The 17,242-nt window shown below is 32.5% G+C and carries 18 protein-coding genes; 7 read left to right on the forward strand and 11 right to left on the reverse strand.

Features of this window, described 5'->3' with window-relative positions; genetic code table 11:
- Nucleotides 1-11: 11 nt before the first annotated feature.
- The 4 genes from hisE to J2T59_RS05325 form a co-directional block, all read right to left on the reverse strand.
- Complete coding sequence (gene hisE, locus J2T59_RS05310; protein WP_259134693.1) at nucleotides 12-308, reverse strand: phosphoribosyl-ATP diphosphatase; 297 nt, start codon at nucleotides 306-308, stop codon at nucleotides 12-14.
- A gap of 20 nt (nucleotides 309-328) precedes the next feature.
- Nucleotides 329-1,615, reverse strand: coding sequence for a 3-isopropylmalate dehydratase large subunit (locus J2T59_RS05315; RefSeq protein WP_259134733.1), 1,287 nt, complete (start codon nucleotides 1,613-1,615; stop codon nucleotides 329-331).
- A 100-nt stretch (nucleotides 1,616-1,715) separates the two neighbouring features.
- Nucleotides 1,716-2,480: a YkgJ family cysteine cluster protein gene (locus J2T59_RS05320; RefSeq protein WP_259134695.1), complete on the reverse strand. Its 765-nt coding sequence runs from the start codon at nucleotides 2,478-2,480 to the stop codon at nucleotides 1,716-1,718.
- An 11-nt stretch (nucleotides 2,481-2,491) separates the two neighbouring features.
- Complete coding sequence (locus J2T59_RS05325; protein WP_374761079.1) at nucleotides 2,492-3,973, reverse strand: DHH family phosphoesterase; 1,482 nt, start codon at nucleotides 3,971-3,973, stop codon at nucleotides 2,492-2,494.
- A 146-nt stretch (nucleotides 3,974-4,119) separates the two neighbouring features.
- On the opposite strand from J2T59_RS05325, the gene J2T59_RS05330 reads away from it, so the two are divergent.
- From J2T59_RS05330 to J2T59_RS05350, 5 genes are read left to right on the forward strand one after another with little or no spacing between them, the layout of a single operon-like run.
- Nucleotides 4,120-5,595, forward strand: a complete 1,476-nt coding sequence (locus tag J2T59_RS05330; protein ID WP_259134699.1) for an NAD(P)H-hydrate dehydratase — start codon at nucleotides 4,120-4,122, stop codon at nucleotides 5,593-5,595.
- A gap of 27 nt (nucleotides 5,596-5,622) precedes the next feature.
- Nucleotides 5,623-6,096 carry a cyclic pyranopterin monophosphate synthase MoaC gene (moaC, locus tag J2T59_RS05335; RefSeq protein WP_259134701.1) on the forward strand — a complete coding sequence of 158 codons (474 nt, stop codon included), beginning with the start codon at nucleotides 5,623-5,625 and terminating at the stop codon, nucleotides 6,094-6,096.
- A gap of 42 nt (nucleotides 6,097-6,138) precedes the next feature.
- A complete protein-coding gene (locus J2T59_RS05340) occupies nucleotides 6,139-6,981 on the forward strand; it encodes a ribose-phosphate diphosphokinase (RefSeq protein WP_259134702.1) in 843 nt (280 codons plus the stop codon).
- 53 nt (nucleotides 6,982-7,034) lie between these two features.
- A complete protein-coding gene (locus J2T59_RS05345) occupies nucleotides 7,035-7,439 on the forward strand; it encodes a hypothetical protein (protein WP_259134703.1) in 405 nt (134 codons plus the stop codon).
- Nucleotides 7,440-7,444: 5 nt separating this feature from the next.
- Nucleotides 7,445-8,056, forward strand: coding sequence for an endonuclease III domain-containing protein (locus J2T59_RS05350; RefSeq protein WP_259134704.1), 612 nt, complete (start codon nucleotides 7,445-7,447; stop codon nucleotides 8,054-8,056).
- 208 nt (nucleotides 8,057-8,264) lie between these two features.
- On the opposite strand, the gene J2T59_RS05355 is transcribed toward J2T59_RS05350, so the two are convergent.
- Entirely contained in the window at nucleotides 8,265-8,807 is a 543-nt protein-coding gene (locus J2T59_RS05355) for a pyruvoyl-dependent arginine decarboxylase (RefSeq protein WP_259134735.1), read from the reverse strand.
- Between the two features lie 212 nt (nucleotides 8,808-9,019).
- Here J2T59_RS05355 and lysS point away from each other — a divergent pair, with 212 nt between their 5' ends.
- Nucleotides 9,020-10,627, forward strand: coding sequence for a lysine--tRNA ligase (lysS, locus tag J2T59_RS05360; protein WP_259134705.1), 1,608 nt, complete (start codon nucleotides 9,020-9,022; stop codon nucleotides 10,625-10,627).
- Nucleotides 10,617-11,258 carry a class I SAM-dependent methyltransferase gene (locus tag J2T59_RS05365; protein ID WP_259134706.1) on the forward strand — a complete coding sequence of 214 codons (642 nt, stop codon included), beginning with the start codon at nucleotides 10,617-10,619 and terminating at the stop codon, nucleotides 11,256-11,258. Before lysS ends, J2T59_RS05365 begins: the two co-directional genes overlap by 11 nt.
- On the opposite strand, the gene J2T59_RS05370 is transcribed toward J2T59_RS05365, so the two are convergent.
- The 6 genes from J2T59_RS05370 to speB all read right to left on the reverse strand — a co-directional run bounded on the left by J2T59_RS05370 (nucleotide 11,255) and on the right by speB (nucleotide 17,236).
- Nucleotides 11,255-11,506, reverse strand: a complete 252-nt coding sequence (locus J2T59_RS05370; protein ID WP_259134707.1) for a pro-sigmaK processing inhibitor BofA family protein — start codon at nucleotides 11,504-11,506, stop codon at nucleotides 11,255-11,257. The two genes, J2T59_RS05365 and J2T59_RS05370, sit on opposite strands and share 4 nt — an antisense overlap.
- A 62-nt stretch (nucleotides 11,507-11,568) precedes the next feature.
- Nucleotides 11,569-14,034 carry a U32 family peptidase gene (locus tag J2T59_RS05375; RefSeq protein ID WP_259134709.1) on the reverse strand — a complete coding sequence of 822 codons (2,466 nt, stop codon included), beginning with the start codon at nucleotides 14,032-14,034 and terminating at the stop codon, nucleotides 11,569-11,571.
- Nucleotides 14,035-14,054: 20 nt separating this feature from the next.
- On the reverse strand, nucleotides 14,055-14,876 hold the full coding sequence (gene hisF, locus J2T59_RS05380; protein ID WP_259134711.1) for an imidazole glycerol phosphate synthase subunit HisF: 822 nt from the start codon (nucleotides 14,874-14,876) through the stop codon (nucleotides 14,055-14,057).
- Between the two features lie 32 nt (nucleotides 14,877-14,908).
- Nucleotides 14,909-15,568, reverse strand: a complete 660-nt coding sequence (locus tag J2T59_RS05385; RefSeq protein WP_259134713.1) for a protein-L-isoaspartate O-methyltransferase — start codon at nucleotides 15,566-15,568, stop codon at nucleotides 14,909-14,911.
- Nucleotides 15,538-16,191, reverse strand: a complete 654-nt coding sequence (locus J2T59_RS05390) for an HVO_0476 family zinc finger protein (RefSeq protein WP_259134714.1) — start codon at nucleotides 16,189-16,191, stop codon at nucleotides 15,538-15,540. Before J2T59_RS05390 ends, J2T59_RS05385 begins: the two co-directional genes overlap by 31 nt.
- A gap of 169 nt (nucleotides 16,192-16,360) precedes the next feature.
- On the reverse strand, nucleotides 16,361-17,236 hold the full coding sequence (gene speB / locus J2T59_RS05395; RefSeq protein ID WP_259134715.1) for an agmatinase: 876 nt from the start codon (nucleotides 17,234-17,236) through the stop codon (nucleotides 16,361-16,363).
- Between the last annotated feature and the right edge of the window lie 6 nt (nucleotides 17,237-17,242).

Genomic DNA, 17,242 nt, shown 5'->3' on the forward strand with positions numbered 1-17,242 from the left:
TCAATATACCATCATTGTCTATTTTTGAGTTCATCTATTAGCTGATTTAGTTTTATATCTTTTTCAGCTAACATTATCATTAAATGAAACAATAAATCACATGATTCATATACTATTTCATCTGTTCTTCCATTTTTTGCAGCAATGATTGTTTCAGCTGACTCCTCAACAATTTTTTCTAGAATTCGATCAAAACCTTTTTCATGGTTTAGTAAGCTGCAAACATATGAATCATTTCTAGGATTTCGTTTTCTTTCAAGGATTGTTTCATAAATATCATCTAGAACGGCTAAATCAGTTTTTTCCATAAAATACACCATAAAAAAAATCAAATCTTTCGCGGATCTGTAATTTCTCCTTTAAGTGCTGAAGCGGCAGCAGTAGCTGGTGAGCTTAAGTACACAAAAGATTCAGGACTCCCCTCTCTACCTCTGAAGTTACGGTTAGATGTTGCTAATCCAACTTCTCCATCTCCTAAAAGGCCAAAAGATCCACCCATACATGGTCCACAACATGCAGACTGTACAATTGCTCCAGATTCAATCAATTGCTCAATGTACCCTGCTTTTAAAGCTTTTAAATACTCAGTTTTTGAAGCTGGAATAATTAATAGCCGAGTATTTTCAGCAACCTTTTCATCACCAATAATCTTAGCAGCTACTTCAATATCCTCAAATCGGCCGTTGGTGCATGAGCCGATGAAAACTTGATCAAGCTTTGTACCTTCTACATCGGTAACATTTTTAACGTTATCTACATTATGAGGACAAGCTATTTGTGGCTCAAGCTCAGAAATATCATAGTGTCTTATGTTTGAGAAATTAGCATCCTCGTCGGATGACCAGTACTCATCTAAAGTATAATCTAGAATTCTTTCTTGTAAATATTTTTCAGTGGTTCTATCTGGCTCTATAATCCCAGTTTTTGCTCCCATTTCAATTGCCATATTACACATAGCCATTCTTTCATTAATTGACAAGTTCTTTACAGTTTTACCCGAATATTCAGATGCCATATAGGTAGCGCCTTCAATACCCACTTCTCCAATTAGATGGAGTATAATATCCTTTGAATAAACATGTGTTTGGAGCTTTCCTTCTATTTCAAAACGGAAGGTCTCTGGGACTTTGAACCATAATTTACCTGAAGCAAAGACTGCACCCATATCAGTAGAACCAATTCCCGTAGAAAATGCACCTAGAGCTCCATATGAGCACGTATGTGAATCAGACCCTACAATTAAATCTCCTGGTTTTACATGACCTTTTTCCGGCATGACTTGATGGCATATTCCTTCATATACATCATAATTTAAAATACCCTGTTCTTTAGCAAAATTCCTTAACATTATGTGATTTGATGCCGCGTTAATAGAGTCTGCCGGGACTTGATGATCAAAAACAATAACTATTTTAGATGGGTCCCATACTTTTTTTAAATCTTTGCTTTCCATAATTTCATAAAAAGCTTTAATTGCTAATGGGCCAGTTATATCATGGGTCATTGCTTTGTCAATGTTAGCTAGAACAAAATCGCCTGCTTTAACATTCTTACCTGAAGCTTTTGAGAAAATTTTTTCAGATATTGTCATAGAATTATTGTTATTACGAGTCATAATTATCATCGGCTTATAGTTAATATTCTAAATAAAATAGTCACTAAATAGTTCCTTTCTACTTAATTCTACTGCTATTTTTACAAGTATATAGATTTAGTTAATATATGTTAGTAATAAGTACTTTTTCAGAATTTAATTGAATTAAACCTTCATAAATTTTTCCGGGATTATGCACAATAAATCTAATTAATCCTTTAGAGTAGTTTTCATAGAACTTTGACTTTCCACTTTTTGACACAACACGAGTATGAAATCTTGATGCCATTAAAATGAGGTATTTTACCTCTGATATATACCTACTAATTAAATTTGAAGCTAATGAGTAACTATCTTTTAAACTAATATTATGACCAATTCCAGGGCACTTTGAATACATCATTTTTGATTTGTATATGTAAAAAGGATATGTGCTACATATAGATGGTCTAGACTTGTAAATATGGCACTTATTTTCTTTAAGAAATATACAATTACCGCTTTTGCAACGCTTTAGTATCCAACCATCTACATGAAAAAAGCCTTCCGAATCAATGCTTTTAGACATTTCATCAAATTTTTTGCTGACGCAATCAGTCAAGATATCTTCTAAATAAGGCGAAACTATCTCTTCTATATCAATTCTATAGTTTTTAGAGATAGCTTCAATCTCACTCAAAAAAAGATGTACGTAATTATCTCCGAATTTTTTTTTGCAACATTTCCCACATTTGAGGCACCTAAATCCAATCTTTTGAAGTTGGTTAATTAGGAACCTAGTTTCAATAAGATGTGCATGCTTAAGTTCATTTGTCCAGTGTTCTATACTCGCCACTCTCAACCTTTCAATTCTTGTTTCTTCAGTTAAAATATTTGTACTCACCATATATGATACTATTAATTATTCTCAGTTTCTTCTACTCCAACAACATTGAGGAATTTTTTGACAACGGATTCATTAACTAACCTTAGTAAAGTTTGTCTATCTTTAGCCGCACTAAATACTCCTAAAGGTATTTGTGCAGCAGCAGCATTTGCATGTCCTCCTGAATACTCTTGACCAAAAGCTGCTTTCATGACATCACCTAAATTGATCCTAATATCATTAGTTCGTCCAGAAATGTAGATTTTTTCTTCAGAAACTCCAAAAACCACTGTAGTAGCTATTCCTTCTAAATTAAGTAAGTAATCCGCAGCTTGTGGCAAAGCATCTCTATCTCGCACAGATCCTACATTAGAAAGCAAATAACTCCCCAGAACTTGCCTATTATTGATAGCTTCCCCCAAGATATCCAAAGTTTCAATTGACATTGAAGGTCTTTCTAATTGATCAAGCAGTTCATGATCAGACAGTGGATACAAAAAAGATGCAGCTGAGAGATCAGAAGCATCTGTATTTCTCTTAAAGTCTTGTGTATCGGTTCTAATTCCATACAATAATGCAGTTGCAAGCTCTCTTTCTATATTAATGTTTAATTCCTGCAAATATTTTGTTAAAATAGTAGATGTAGAGCCTACATTAGGCCTTAAATCTGCATACTCCGCTTCAATTTCTATTTCTCCAGTTGGATGATGATCAATAACTATACTTATTGGTGTGTCAGGTGGTAATTGATTGTTTGAACCAGGCAATGTACAATCAACAAGTGCAATTTTGTCAAACTCATTGATATTGTAAGTATCCATTTTTTCTAGCTCTATAGCAAGTAGGTTTACAAATGCTTTATTTTCTTGATGTCCAATTTCTCCATGATAAAGTATAGTTGAATCAACATCGAAATTAGTTGCTATTTCTTTTAACGCAACAGCACTTGCTATTGCATCAGGATCAGGATTATCATGGACTACAATAGCAAGTTTTTTGTTAGTAATCTCTTTAAACCATTTAGAAAGCCTATTCCCCCTTTTGAGCGATTCAGCTCTTTCAAGTGACCTTGCTAAAGTAGTTGCAACAATTTTTGAGGGTAGAAAAACATAATCTGCCCCAAGGTTTTCCATTTCATTTTTATTTATAATATCAGATGCTCTTGATACACAATAAACATCAGAAGAAATAATTTTTTTTATATGCTTTAAAGCAGTTTTGTTTATTTCATTGTCGGAAGTCAGTATAAGTACTGCAGTAAGATTCTTTAAATTAATTTGATTTAAAATATCCGAGTTGTTAGCATCACCAACAATCGCTTCATAAGCTTCTTCTCTTAATGTTTCTACTTTTTGCTTATCTTTATCTATCAGCACTAGATCTTTATTTAATTCTCTAAGTTGTTTAGCAAGAGTGAATCCAATACTTCCACTACCTATAATGAGGTAAGTAGGTTTTACTCTAGCTTTTGAAGGTAATTCAGCTATTTTTGAAGGTTTTGAAAGCTTTGTTATAAAGTTCCCTCCTACTAATGTACTATGACATCTTTTGACATTAAGCACTTTTCGGTTAAAATACAGACAAATTAAGTAAACCTTGGGATATATATTTGATAACCTTTAATAAGATTACCTTTTAACTGTATTTTAGTGATGTATTTATGGAATATATTAGCTCTACAAGAATGAAAGTAATAGATTCAAACTGCGAATATTTAGGACTTACGAGTTTACAGCTAATGGAAAATGCAGGAGCTTCTGTAGCAAGAGAGATAAAATCACTTTTTACTGGTGGTAAAGTAACTTTTATAGCAGGCAAAGGCAATAATGGTGGTGATGCATTTGTAGCTGCTCGGCATTTAGCATACTATGATAGCTTTGATGTTCATGTTTTATTGATAGGTAAAAAACATTCAATCAAAACGGATGAAGCTATCAAGAACTTTGAACTTTTAAAATATTGTAACATAAAGGTAAGTGAAATCTTCGACTCATCAAGCGTGGAATTCAGAGAATCTATTAAAGATACAGATATAATAGTAGATGGAATTTTAGGTACTGGATTTCAAGGTGATATAAAGCAACCTGAGTCTAGTCTGATTGATACCATTAATTCTAGTGGAAAGTTCATTATATCCATAGATTCACCCTCTGGACTGAATGTTGATGAGACAAATGTTAAAAAAGCCATTAATGCTAACAAAACGTTTACATTTCATAAACTAAAAAAAAGCTACAAAGACCCATCAGTTAAAAAATTCACTGGCGACATAAAAGTCATAAATTTAGGCATATGTACTGATGCAGAAAAATATGTAGGAAAAGGAAACTTTAAGTCACTTAGTTTGCCAAGAAAAGACAACCATAAAGGTGACGCAGGTAAAATACTTATTGTCGGGGGAGGTGACTATTTTGGAGCCCCATCTTTAGCTGCACTTGGTGCACTAAGAACAGGGGCCGATATTGTGACCATTGCACTACCAAAAAAAATAAAAAATATTGTAGCTACATATTCGCCTAATTTTATTATAAAAGATTTAAGAGGAGATTTTTTGACACTTGATGATGTTCCTTTTATAGTAGAATTGATGTCTTATCATGACGTAATTATCATAGGAAATGGGCTAGGAAAATCGGAAGAAATAATAGAATCAGTTTATAGGATAATAATGCAGTCAAAAAAAGCGGTAGTTGATGCTGATGGCATTGATTCATTAAAAGAGAAAGTTTTAACCAAATCTGATATTATAATAACTCCTCATGCAAATGAATTCTACCGACTTTCAGGAAAACAAGTGTCCAAAGATGTAGCATATAACTGTGATATTGTATCAAAATTTTCAAAGGATAATGATTTAACCACTTTATTAAAAGGACCCACTGATATAATATCAGATGGTAATCAACTTTTCTTAAATAGAACTGGTAATCAAGGAATGACTGTTGGTGGTACGGGGGATGTTTTAGCTGGAATCGTAGGTAGCTTGTTTGCCAATAATTCAGCAATAGATGCTTCTTCCTGTGGAGCATTTATATGTGGTTCTGCAGGAGACTTGGCCTTCAAAGAAAAAAAATATGGACTTCTTGCAACTGATATTATTGAAAACATCCCAATTGTGCTTAAATCTATGGACTAATAAATGAAATTATAGGGCTGTGATATAATGGGTGAAAAATTTACACATATTAAAGAAGGAAAAGCAAACATGGTTGATATAACTGATAAAAAACCAGTTCATAGAAAAGCCGTCTCGACAGGATCAATTTATTTATCACATAAAACCCTTAGTGAAATTAAAAATAAAAAAGTTGAAAAAGGTGATGTTTTTTCAGTTGCTAGGATAGCATCTATTTTAGCTATAAAAAAAACATTCAATCTTATACCAATGTGCCATCAAATTGAAATAACTTCAATTGATGTAGACTTTTCAATAAAAGACACATATATAATGGCAACTGTTATTGTTAAATCTACAGGTAAAACAGGTGTTGAGATGGAAGCTCTAACTGGCGTTTCAATTGCCTTATTAACTATTTGGGATATGGTTAAATCTATAGAAAAAGATAGTAAAGGAAATTACCCTAATACCGAAATAAATGGAATTAAAGTAGAAGAAAAGATAAAAGAATCTTTTTAAAAAGATAGTACGATCAAAGGTAAAATAAAAGAGGGATAAATATTGCAAATAATTGGAGGTCCTGCTTCACAAATGCTTGCTTCTAGAATAGCAAGAGAGTTAAATGTAAATGTATCACTATGTGAATTTACTAAATTCCCAGATGGTGAGTTATATACACGTATTGTGGATGATATAGCAGAAGAAGTAACCATAATTCAAAGCATTGTGAAAGATTCAGATTTAATTAACCTTTTACAGCTAATAGACTCCTGTGAAAGCTCAAAGAGGATTAATGTAGTTATTCCATATATGGGGTATTCTCGCCAAGATAAAAGATTTAAACACGGGGAGCCAATTAGCTCACGGGCAATTGCAAATACTATAAACGCTGACTGTGTTTTTACTGTAAATATTCATGAAAAAAGTACACTTGATTACTTTAGCTGCAAAGCAATTGATATTGATGCATCATCACTAATTGGGGATAAGATAGTATCACTTGATCTAGAAAAACCTTTACTAATTGCGCCGGACGAAGGGGCTTTAGAGTTAGCAAAAAAAGTATCTGAATATATAGATGTTGAATTTGATTATTTAGAAAAAACTAGAATCAGTGGTGATAAAGTTACTATTAAGACTAAAAAAATAGATGTAACAGGAAGAGATATTATTTTGATTGATGATATGATTTCTACTGGAGGCACGATGGCGGAATCAATCAGAATTCTTAGTGAACAACGTGCAAATGATGTTTATTTAATGTGTATTCATCCTGTACTTGCCAAAAACGCTGTATTAAGGCTATTTAATGCGGGTGTAAAAGATATTTTTGCAACTGACTCAATAGAATCTGCCCAAAGTTCTATAAGTTTATCTCCAATACTTTCAAACTATATTTTGTAGAATGACTTTACTTGAGATGTAACTGGCGTAATCTATATGAAAGACTAGAGGTGATGATAGTATATATGCCAATACCTGATAAATGTCCACTAGATAACATATCCGAATGCAAGAAAAAAAAATGTCATCTATTTCATGTTGATTGGAGATCAGGAGATGAAAATTGCTCTATAGGGTATAGCTATACACATAAAGTTCTAAGCCCAAAAAAGAATTTAGTAACTGATACTTATGCAGAAAAGATAAAAGGTAAAAAAAAAGAAAATCAAATAGAAAGTGTTTACTCTATAAATAAGGAGAAAGACCTCAAAAACTCAAGTGAAATTCCAATATCTTTAGATAAAAATGAAACCCTTACTAAAAAAGGTAATAATAAAAAAGCAAATATTGAGGATATTATGGAATTAGACTTGCCTGAAAATTATGAAGATAAATTTTGGGATGGGAAAACTAACTGATTAAAATGAAGTCGTGTGACTTAAAAGATGTTTTTCATAAATTGTTAAATGAATTTGGTCCGCAGGGTTGGTGGCCTGCACATTCAAAATTTGAAATTGTTATTGGTGCGATTCTGACTCAACAAACAAAGTGGACTAATGTAGAAAAGGCCATAGCTCAACTTAAAGCACTTGGGTTATTAGATTGCAAAAAGCTTTCAAAAGCTAATATTCAAGAAATTGAAGAGATTATATATTGCTGTGGATTTTATCGTCAAAAAGCATATAGATTGAAAAAAGCTGCTGAATATTTTGATCAAAGAAATGGTGATATTTTCAAACAAAATATATATGATTTGAGAAGAGAACTTTTATCTTTAGAAGGCATAGGAGAAGAAACTGCCGACTCCATAATTTTATATGCTGCGGAAAAACCCAAGTTCGTGATCGATGCATATACTAAAAGAATGTTATCATGTATGGGTATCGAAGGGGACTACAACTACTTACAGTTATTGTTTGAAGATTCATTACCAACAGATGTAGAAATTTATAAAGAATACCATGCGCTAATAGTTAGATTTGGTAAAGAGTACTGTACAAGAAAAAGATGTAATGAGTGCATGGTAAAAAACTAATTTAATTAAATTTACGCAAAGGAATCTCTTGGAAATAGTCATAAAAATATATTCTTAAATTCTATAAATCAAGTCAACTTATTGAGAAATACTTATTCTATTTATGTTTTTAAGTAGCACTTTTGTATTTATTTTTTATTTCACTCTGATATTTGCTTTTGACCTTAAGTTTTGATAGAAGCACACTAAATCGATAAATAACAGTAAATCAAGTTACAAAAACAAGGGCAGCTATTACTGTTGTCCACTTTCCATTTTGATCCCCTTTAGATGCTTGGCATATATGGCTAGTATCAATTATATGTCCACTAGCTTTATACACGTGCTCTCTTTCATGCCAGGCAGAATCGATATTAAATTCAATACCGAAAGTAGTTGCTAACATTGTTGCTGCAAGATCTTCTGCATAAATACCTGCTGTTTTTTCATCTTCTCCAAATGAATAATGTTCAGATATGTATCCATAATTATTCTCGTTTACTGGAATTGCATTTCCGATGGCAGCTGCTAAAGTTCTATATGGCTCATTAGTTTCACATTTTGCAAGAACACAATGAACAATTTCTCCAGGCTCTAATTCTTTAATTCCTTGTTCTTTAGGGATTATTTTACAATTAGGTGGCAAAATACTGGAAACACTAACAAGGTTATATTTTTCAATACCTGCATCTCTTAAAGCAAGCTCAAAAGACGCTAACTTGTCATTATGCACTCCAAGTCCTTTTGTTAAAAAAGCTTTCTTTGGAACCATAGTCATTACATAAACTCTAATATGAATTAAATAGTTTGCTTTCTTATTTCATTTGATTAGAATTAAGTCATATATGGTATGTAAAAGCTAAGAATAAATCCAAATATGTTTTTTGCATTAGATAAATATATTAAATGCTTAATTTATGTGAATTAAAGACTGAGATATGAATTTAAATTTATTCAATTATTTTGTACGATAAGGTGAAATAAATGGCAGAAGTTACCCACTGGGCAGATATTGTGGCTGATGAAGTTTCAAATAAACATGAAAAGAATGTAGTTGCTACCGGCATAACTCCATCTGGACATATACATATTGGTAATATGAGGGAGGTTGTAACTGCGGATGCAGTATATAAGGCGCTAAATGACAATATGCATGAAAGCACTCTAATTTATCTTGCAGATAATTTTGACCCTCTAAGAAAAGTTTACCCTTTTTTACCTGAACATTATTCAAAGTATGTGGGAAATCCGATTTCAGAAATACCTTGTCCTTGTGGAAAATGTTCTAACTATGCTGAGCACTTTGTAAAGCCATTTTTGGTTTCTATGGAAAAACTAGGCATAGAACCTAAAGTCTATAGAGCTGATGAATTATACAAAAGTGGTTATTATACTGAAGCTATAAAAGATGCACTTGTTAACAAAGATAAAATTGCAAAAATTCTAACTGAAACATCTGGTAGAGAACCTACAGATGAATGGAGTCCCTTTAATGCCATCTGTAGAGCTTGCGGGAAAATGACATCTACAAAGGTAATTAGTTTTGACGTGGACAAAGAAACGGTTGACTACATATGCGAATGTGGATTTTCAGGATCAGTTTCAATGCAAGGAGGAGGAAAACTTAATTGGAGAGTTGACTGGCCTGCAAGATGGAAAATTTTAGGTGTGACAGTAGAACCCTTTGGAAAAGACCATGCTTCAAGAGGTGGATCATATGATACCGGGAAAAGAATTGCTAAAGAGATTTTTAACTATGAACCACCCTATCCAATAGTTTACGAGTGGATAATGCTTGCTAATAAAGGTGCAATGTCCTCTTCAACGGGAATTGTTGTTTCTATAGATGATATGCTAAAAGTGGTGCCTCCCGAAGTTTTAAGGTACTTGATTATCAAAACAAAACCAGAAAAACACATAAACTTTGATCCTTCAATCCCATTACTAACATTAATCGATGAATATGAAAAGTTAAAAACAATGGAAATTGAGAAAATTTCAACATATAATAAAAGATTACTAGATTTATCTAAAGCAACTGGGATTTGTCACACAGATATTCCTTTCAAACACATGGTTACAATATATCAAGTTGCACATGGTGATTTTGAAAAAATACTGGAAATTTTGGAACGTGTAGGGTATGAGACTGATAATCGCAGATGCATCCAAGAACTTATAACTAATGTACAAAATTGGCTTGAAATGTATGCTCCTCCATACGCTAAATTCAGTGTCAAAGAAACATTACCATCTAAAGCTTCAAATTTGAATAAGGTTCAAAGAGCATTCTTGTGCTCATTGGCTAAGATAATCTCAACTAAGGAAGAGCTTAGTGGTGAACAGTACCATAATTTAGTTTATCAAGCAAAGGAAAAAGAATCGGTTGTCTATAAAGACATTGTTCAGATTTTAAATATACATGAAGATGAATTAGCTATCAACCCAAAAGACCTGTTTAAAGCTATATACATAGCTACACTTGGAACAGATTCAGGACCTAAAGCAGGGTGGTTTTTATCATCTCTTGATAGAAATTTCTTGATAAGTAGGTTCAATGAAGCAGCTGGTGATATGTGCAATGAAGGATAGAAGTCTTGCTATTAATCAAATAAATGCTTGGGATGAAGAATATATTTCACTAAAGTGGGGTGGGCCAAGATCAATAAAAAGAATAAAGGAAAAGCTGTCTCAAGGCTCCATACTGCTTGACGCAGGCTGTGGAAATGGAAGGTACACTATACCTCTTGCAAGCGATTTTGATGTTTTTGGTGTAGATTTTTCAATGAGAGGGATACATGAAACCAAATATAATCTAATAAAAAATAACTGCTCTCCTAAATGTGCAGTTTCAAATGTAATTTGTTTACCCTTTAAAGGTAATACATTTGATGGAGTGATTTTATATGGAGTCTTACAGCACCTACTTAAAGAAGATCGATATAAATGCGCTATAGAAGTTCAAAGGGTAATTAAAAAACAAGGTTTTCTTTTTATAGAAGTATTTGGCATTGATGATATGAGATATGGCGGAATTGAAGTAGAGGCTAACACTTTTAAAAGAAAGAATGAAATAATATACCACTATTTCACAACAGATGAATTAAAAAAGCTATTTTCATCTTTTAAATCAATAAATGTATGGGAAGAAAAAAAAATAAAATATTTTAAAGGTTCTACTTATTTAAGACATAAAATATATGCAATCATATCCGCTTATTAAAAAGCAATACCTAATATATTCAATAAAATAATCAAAAGTGCTCCAAAGATGCCTCCAAGCGCACATATAACTATGACTACCCAAGTATAGGCAATTTCTAGGCTAAATATTAAATTAGCTGCAACTAATACCAATAGTCCTACTATAGCATTAATGACTAAAGACTTCACTGTTTTCAAAAGTTTATACAATACGATTGCAACTAGAATTGCCACCAGAATAGTTATAATTTCTGCTAGACCTATCATATTTATTCACTTATCTATTAACTTGAAAGTATTTAATAGTTATCAATTAAATTAAAAGGCATTTATAGAACGCCTCGAAAATAATTGCCTCGAGTATATTCCTTTTTTCCATTTACTGGTGATTTAATTTCATTAGTATGGTTATCGATTAGTTTTCTATAAGCTCTTAATGTTGTTCCTAGACTGAGAGCATTTTCATGTCTTGCATCTATAATTATTCCTGTTACTCCAGTTTCTTTAATCAAAGGAATATATTCTAGCATAGAAATTTTTTTTGAGTTGAATATAGTCATTCTACAGTTATTTTCTGCTTTTAATGGAAAAGAATATCCTTTATCATCCATTAGCTTCAAATCTTTACTATTACATAGATTCCCACATTTATCTTTTCCAAAAATGTCTTGCAGGATACATCTTTCTGAATGTATAACAGGTAGCTTTGAGTCTACTAAAAGTTCTAAATTAATAGGCTTGTTCAAGTTTTTTATTTCATTTAGAGTTAGTTCTGGGGAAATAATTGCGGAGTCTACACCCATTTGATAAAGATAATTTAATGTAAAGTCATTATAAATGTTCCAATGATAATTGGCTATAGTGCGGAACTTTAGTTTTTTAGATATCATAAAAGATGAAATATTTGAGGCGACAACGCCGTCAAACCCTATTTTTTTTGATAATTCTAGAATTTTATGAATAGACTCAAGTTCATGATTTTTGGAAATAACCGGTGTTTGTATGTATACTTTAATACCTGAATTGTGACATATTTCCATAACTCTTTTTAGAATACTCTCAGTGTTCTTATCACATTTGTTGATATCAAAATATACTTTATCAGCATTATTATCTACTGCAACTTTTAATGCCTCTAAGTCAGATAAAACGACTGAAATATTTATATGAATATAGACTTGAGACGTAACTGACTTATTTTCTATAGCTCTTACTTTACTATAATACTCAGCAATAATGTCATTTGATTCTCTCCTATGGATTGAAATCTTCTTTTCGATTAAAGACTTGAGCCCTAAGTTTCTTATTTCTTTCAGTTTTTTTATTGGGATAAAGACATTGAAGTCAGAATCAATATTAATCTTTCTTACTTCAAAAAAAGTATTCCCAATGCTAGAAAGTATATTGGTGATTTGCTTATTAGTTGTGGGACTTTTTTTAGCACTTTCAACTATATATTCAGAGTTGTGAATAACTCTTGTCCCTTTTAAATCGGCTACTTCTATTGTTAAAGGCTCATTAACTTTTGCATTAATACTGAGGTCAATAGGTTCTTTTATAGCATATTTATGTTTCTGGTAAGACTCGTTTAAATTTTTCATTAGCAAAGAGTCTGAAGTTTTATATACACTCCCTTCATTTATGCCAGCTTTAACAGGGATTTCAATATAAGAATCCTTGTTAGCACTTTTAACATATTTTCCATCTAGAGACATCTTGTTAACAACAAAGCCAAGATTATTAGACTTGCTTTCAATATAGATGCCATCATTTAGTCTCAACGAGGAATATAATTTTATTTTTATAGTTGATCTACTTTTATTGTAACCAACAATTGTTCCAATAAGTGAGCCTGAACTATGTGGCTTTTCAGGATTAATTAATATATTTTTAGGCTTTAAATATCCATTTGTATATGTTCTGTTGTATAAGTTCTTCAATGTCAGGATTTCTGATTCAAGTAGATCAAATGTAGCTGGATTTTCAATGTATCTATCTATAAGACCCCTATAAACCTGTACAACACCAGCTACATACTCAGCTCTTTTCATTCTACCTTCGATTTTAAAGGAATCGATATTAGCTTTAATCAACTCAGGGATAATATTAGCAGTACAAAGGTCCTTGGGACTTAGCAGAAAACGGCCATCTAAAGGAATGCTATTTTTATGATTAATCAATTTATAGCGATGTCTGCATGGCTGGGCGCAATATCCACGATTTCCACTTCTTCCACCTATCATACTACTCATTAGACACTGTCCAGAATAACATAAACAAATCGAACCATGTATAAAAACCTCAAGCTCAATGTCTGTACATTTTCTTATTTCTTTAACTTCTTCTAAACTAAGCTCTCTAGCAAGTATTATTCTGTCAATACCAATGTCTTCAAAATATTCCACACCTAACTTATTGTGAACTGTCAATTGAGTGCTCACATGTAATCGAAAAGTAGGAATTTTTTCTTTCAAAAAAAGTAAAAAACCCAAATCCTGAACAATAAGTGCATCTACACCTTGAACATATAGCTCATGAGCTATCTGAAGTGCAACCTTAAACTCGTCTTTTTTTATTAAAGTATTCAAAGCAACATACACTTTCACATTCCTTGAATGTGCATAATCTATATTATTCTTGACTTCCTGTAGCGAAAAATTGCTAGCATAATTTCTTGCGCTAAATCCTTGGATCCCAATATATATAGCATCTGCTCCGTTTTCAATTGCTGCATAAAATGCTTCTGAGTTACCTGCAGGTGCTAATAGTTCTACTGTTTCATTAATAAGAGACAAAAATTATCAAGCCCAATGTACTAATTTCTCACAGCAATTCCTTTTTCGGAAAGATATTTTTTCACTTGTGGAATTGTGTATTCTCCAAAATGAAATATACTAGCAGCTAGTGCAGCATCAGCTTTACCTTTTGTAAACCCTTCATATATATGCTTTAAGTTACCTACACCTCCTGAGGCTATGATTGGAACATCTAATGTTTCCGATAATTTTTTTGTAATAGGGATATCAAAGCCATCATAGGTTCCATCACGATCCATACTAGTAAGCAATACTTCTCCAGCTCCCATTTCTTGTACTTGTGTGGCCCACTTTACTGCATCTATACCTGTTCTTTTTCTTCCACCATAGATTACAACTTCATACCATGCAAGCTTACCGTCTTCTAGCTGCATAACCGTTTTATCATTATTAGTGTTAACATCATAGTTCCTTTTGCAATCAATAGCAATAACGATACACTGTGATCCAAAAATGTCTGCAGATTCTCTTATAATCTCAGGATTCTTTACAGCTGTGGTGTTTATAGCAACTTTATCAGCACCTGCTCTTAGAATCTGACGTATGTTAGAAATTGAATTAATTCCTCCACCAACAGTAAGCGGTATAAATACTTCATCAGCTGTTCTTTCGATTACATCTATCATAGTATCCCGCTTTTCATGGGAAGCTGTAATGTCTAAAAAGACGAGTTCATCTGCACCCTGCTCATTGTAACGTTTAGCTAACTCTACAGGATCTCCAGCTTTTTTTAAGTCAATAAATTCAACTCCTTTAACAACTGATCCACCTGTATCATCTAGTATGACGTCTAAGCAAGGAATAATTCTTTTTGTAAGCATATATAATCCTCTAACTTTTTACATACAAATGTTTAATTCTTTTGATTAAAATCTTCGAACCCATACTTCCCAATTAATGGAACAAAGAGTACACTTTCTTTACGCTCCTTGAAAATTTTACCCTTATCATCCTTTTTAACCACAAAAAGGTGCTGAGTGTTATTGCCAACAGGAATTACAAGTATGCCATTATTAGAAAGCTGCCCTAGAATTATTTCTGGAATTTTTGGGGCTGCAGAAGTAACGCATATTTTATCATATGGTGCATAAGCGGGTTCTCCACATGAACCATCTTTATGCAATAGTGTAATATTTGAATAATTTGCTTTATCCAAGTTGCTCTTAGCAAAATGCATTAAAGCTTTAATTCTTTCAATTGTGTAAACATGACCATGATATCCAACTAATTCAGATATTACTGCAGCATTATAGCCGGAACCAGTTCCAATTTCAAGAACCTTGTCTCCTTCTTTTAGCTCAAGTAAATCGCACATGATTGCAACCATATGAGGAGCTGAGATTGTTTGTCCACAACCAATCGAAAGAGCGGTGTCATAATATGCTTTGTCTTTATCTTCTGGCAACACAAAATCATGTCTATTGATTTTATTCATAGCTTCCAAAACATTGTGGCTAATTCCTAAAGATTTTAATCTATTAATTAGTTCATATTGTTTTTCACTCGAGTCCATGATGTAGCTTCTCCCCAATTTCGACTTATTTTTTTAGCAAAAATCCTTTTTATATGTTTTGCTTCCGCTATTTGACCTTTTCTAGAAAGTAGTTTTCCGTCACGAATTTTGATATGAGTTATCTGGAAAAACATGCCTCCGATTTTGTCTTGAGAACCTACAGTGAATTCAAAATCTCCAAGAACCCTTTTAGTCAAAGGAATTGTTTCGGTACCAGAATGTATAGAGAACTTCACATCTACCTCTCCAATATCTCTACACCAAATTGTTTCAATATTTTCCACCTGAGACTCTTTTACCCTTTTACCATCTGATTCTATGGAGGTTATTAACACAAGATAAGCTTCCTGAGAAGCCTCATCATCTATAATAATTTCATCATTCAATCTTATACTTTCAGATGAATCTAACACCGTATTTAATGAAAATGTTGTTTCTCCCGAGCTGATAATAGCTTTAATAGTGCTTTCTTTTGTAGCTTCTACTTTAATTGGATGAATAAAACCACAAGTATTGCATTTGACTAATGGATTCTGTCCATTTTTTATAAAATGATGCATTACAGGCCACTCTTTTGAGCAAGAGGGGCACTTCGTCTCAATTTCCTCATATTTATTGTTCATATTGTATCAAAAAGTAGCTCACCATTATTTAATTAAACGCTATAAATTAACAGAATTTATACTGGCTATGAAATATTTCCACATATTTTGAATAATAATTATCAACTATGTTGAGATTATATTTACATGCTTATGACACTTTTGAATCTACTTATTTCATGCCAATGATTCATTTAAGCAAATTAGCTGATGCATGAGATGCAATAAATTCTCGCATTATTTTAGTTCCAAGAAGAGCAGTTTCCCCATAATCATAATTGGGTGAAATTTCAACAATGTCAAAGCCAATACAATCTGGTGCAATTCTATGGACAAGCTCTTTAACATCAAAACTGTTTAACCCAAAAGGCTCAGGCGTTCCGAGTCCTGGCGCATAACTTGGATCTAGTACATCCATATCTAAAGATAAATAATACATATCAGCGTTCAAATACTCAATAGACTCTTTTACTACTGTACTAATCCCTAATTCATGTACATCTTCTGATGTATAGTGCTTTATCTGATTTTGTTCAGCGTATTCCCATTCTTCCTGAGATCCACTTCTAACACCAATGGATACATAATTATCGGTAATCTCTTCAATAATGTGTCTTGAAACACAGGCATGGTTATACTTTGTACCGGAATATTCTTCTCTTAAGTCTAAGTGCGCATCTAGTACAATGACACCAAGTTTAGAACTTATATTTTTATCACATGCTTTGATACAAGGAAAGCTTAATGAATGTTCCCCACCGAGCATAATTGGTAATTTGTTATCATTTACAACTACGCTGATAGCTGAAAATAAATCATGAATATTGTTCTCAATAGAAGATTCAATTTCAAAGTTACCTGCGTCGTGTATGGGAATATCATTTAAGTTTACATTGTAATATTGGTTATAGCTCTCAAAATTAAGAGACGCTTGTCGCATAGCATCAGGAGCCCATCTGCTACCAGATCTAAATGATGATGTCCCATCAAAGGGAGCTCCAAAAATGAAATACTTTGAAGACTCGTAATCAAAATTTGCATCCATCATTGTAGGTTTATAGTACATAGACTC

This window comes from Methanosalsum natronophilum, from assembly GCF_024808815.1.
GTDB classification, from domain to species: domain Archaea; phylum Halobacteriota; class Methanosarcinia; order Methanosarcinales; family Methanosarcinaceae; genus Methanosalsum; species Methanosalsum natronophilum.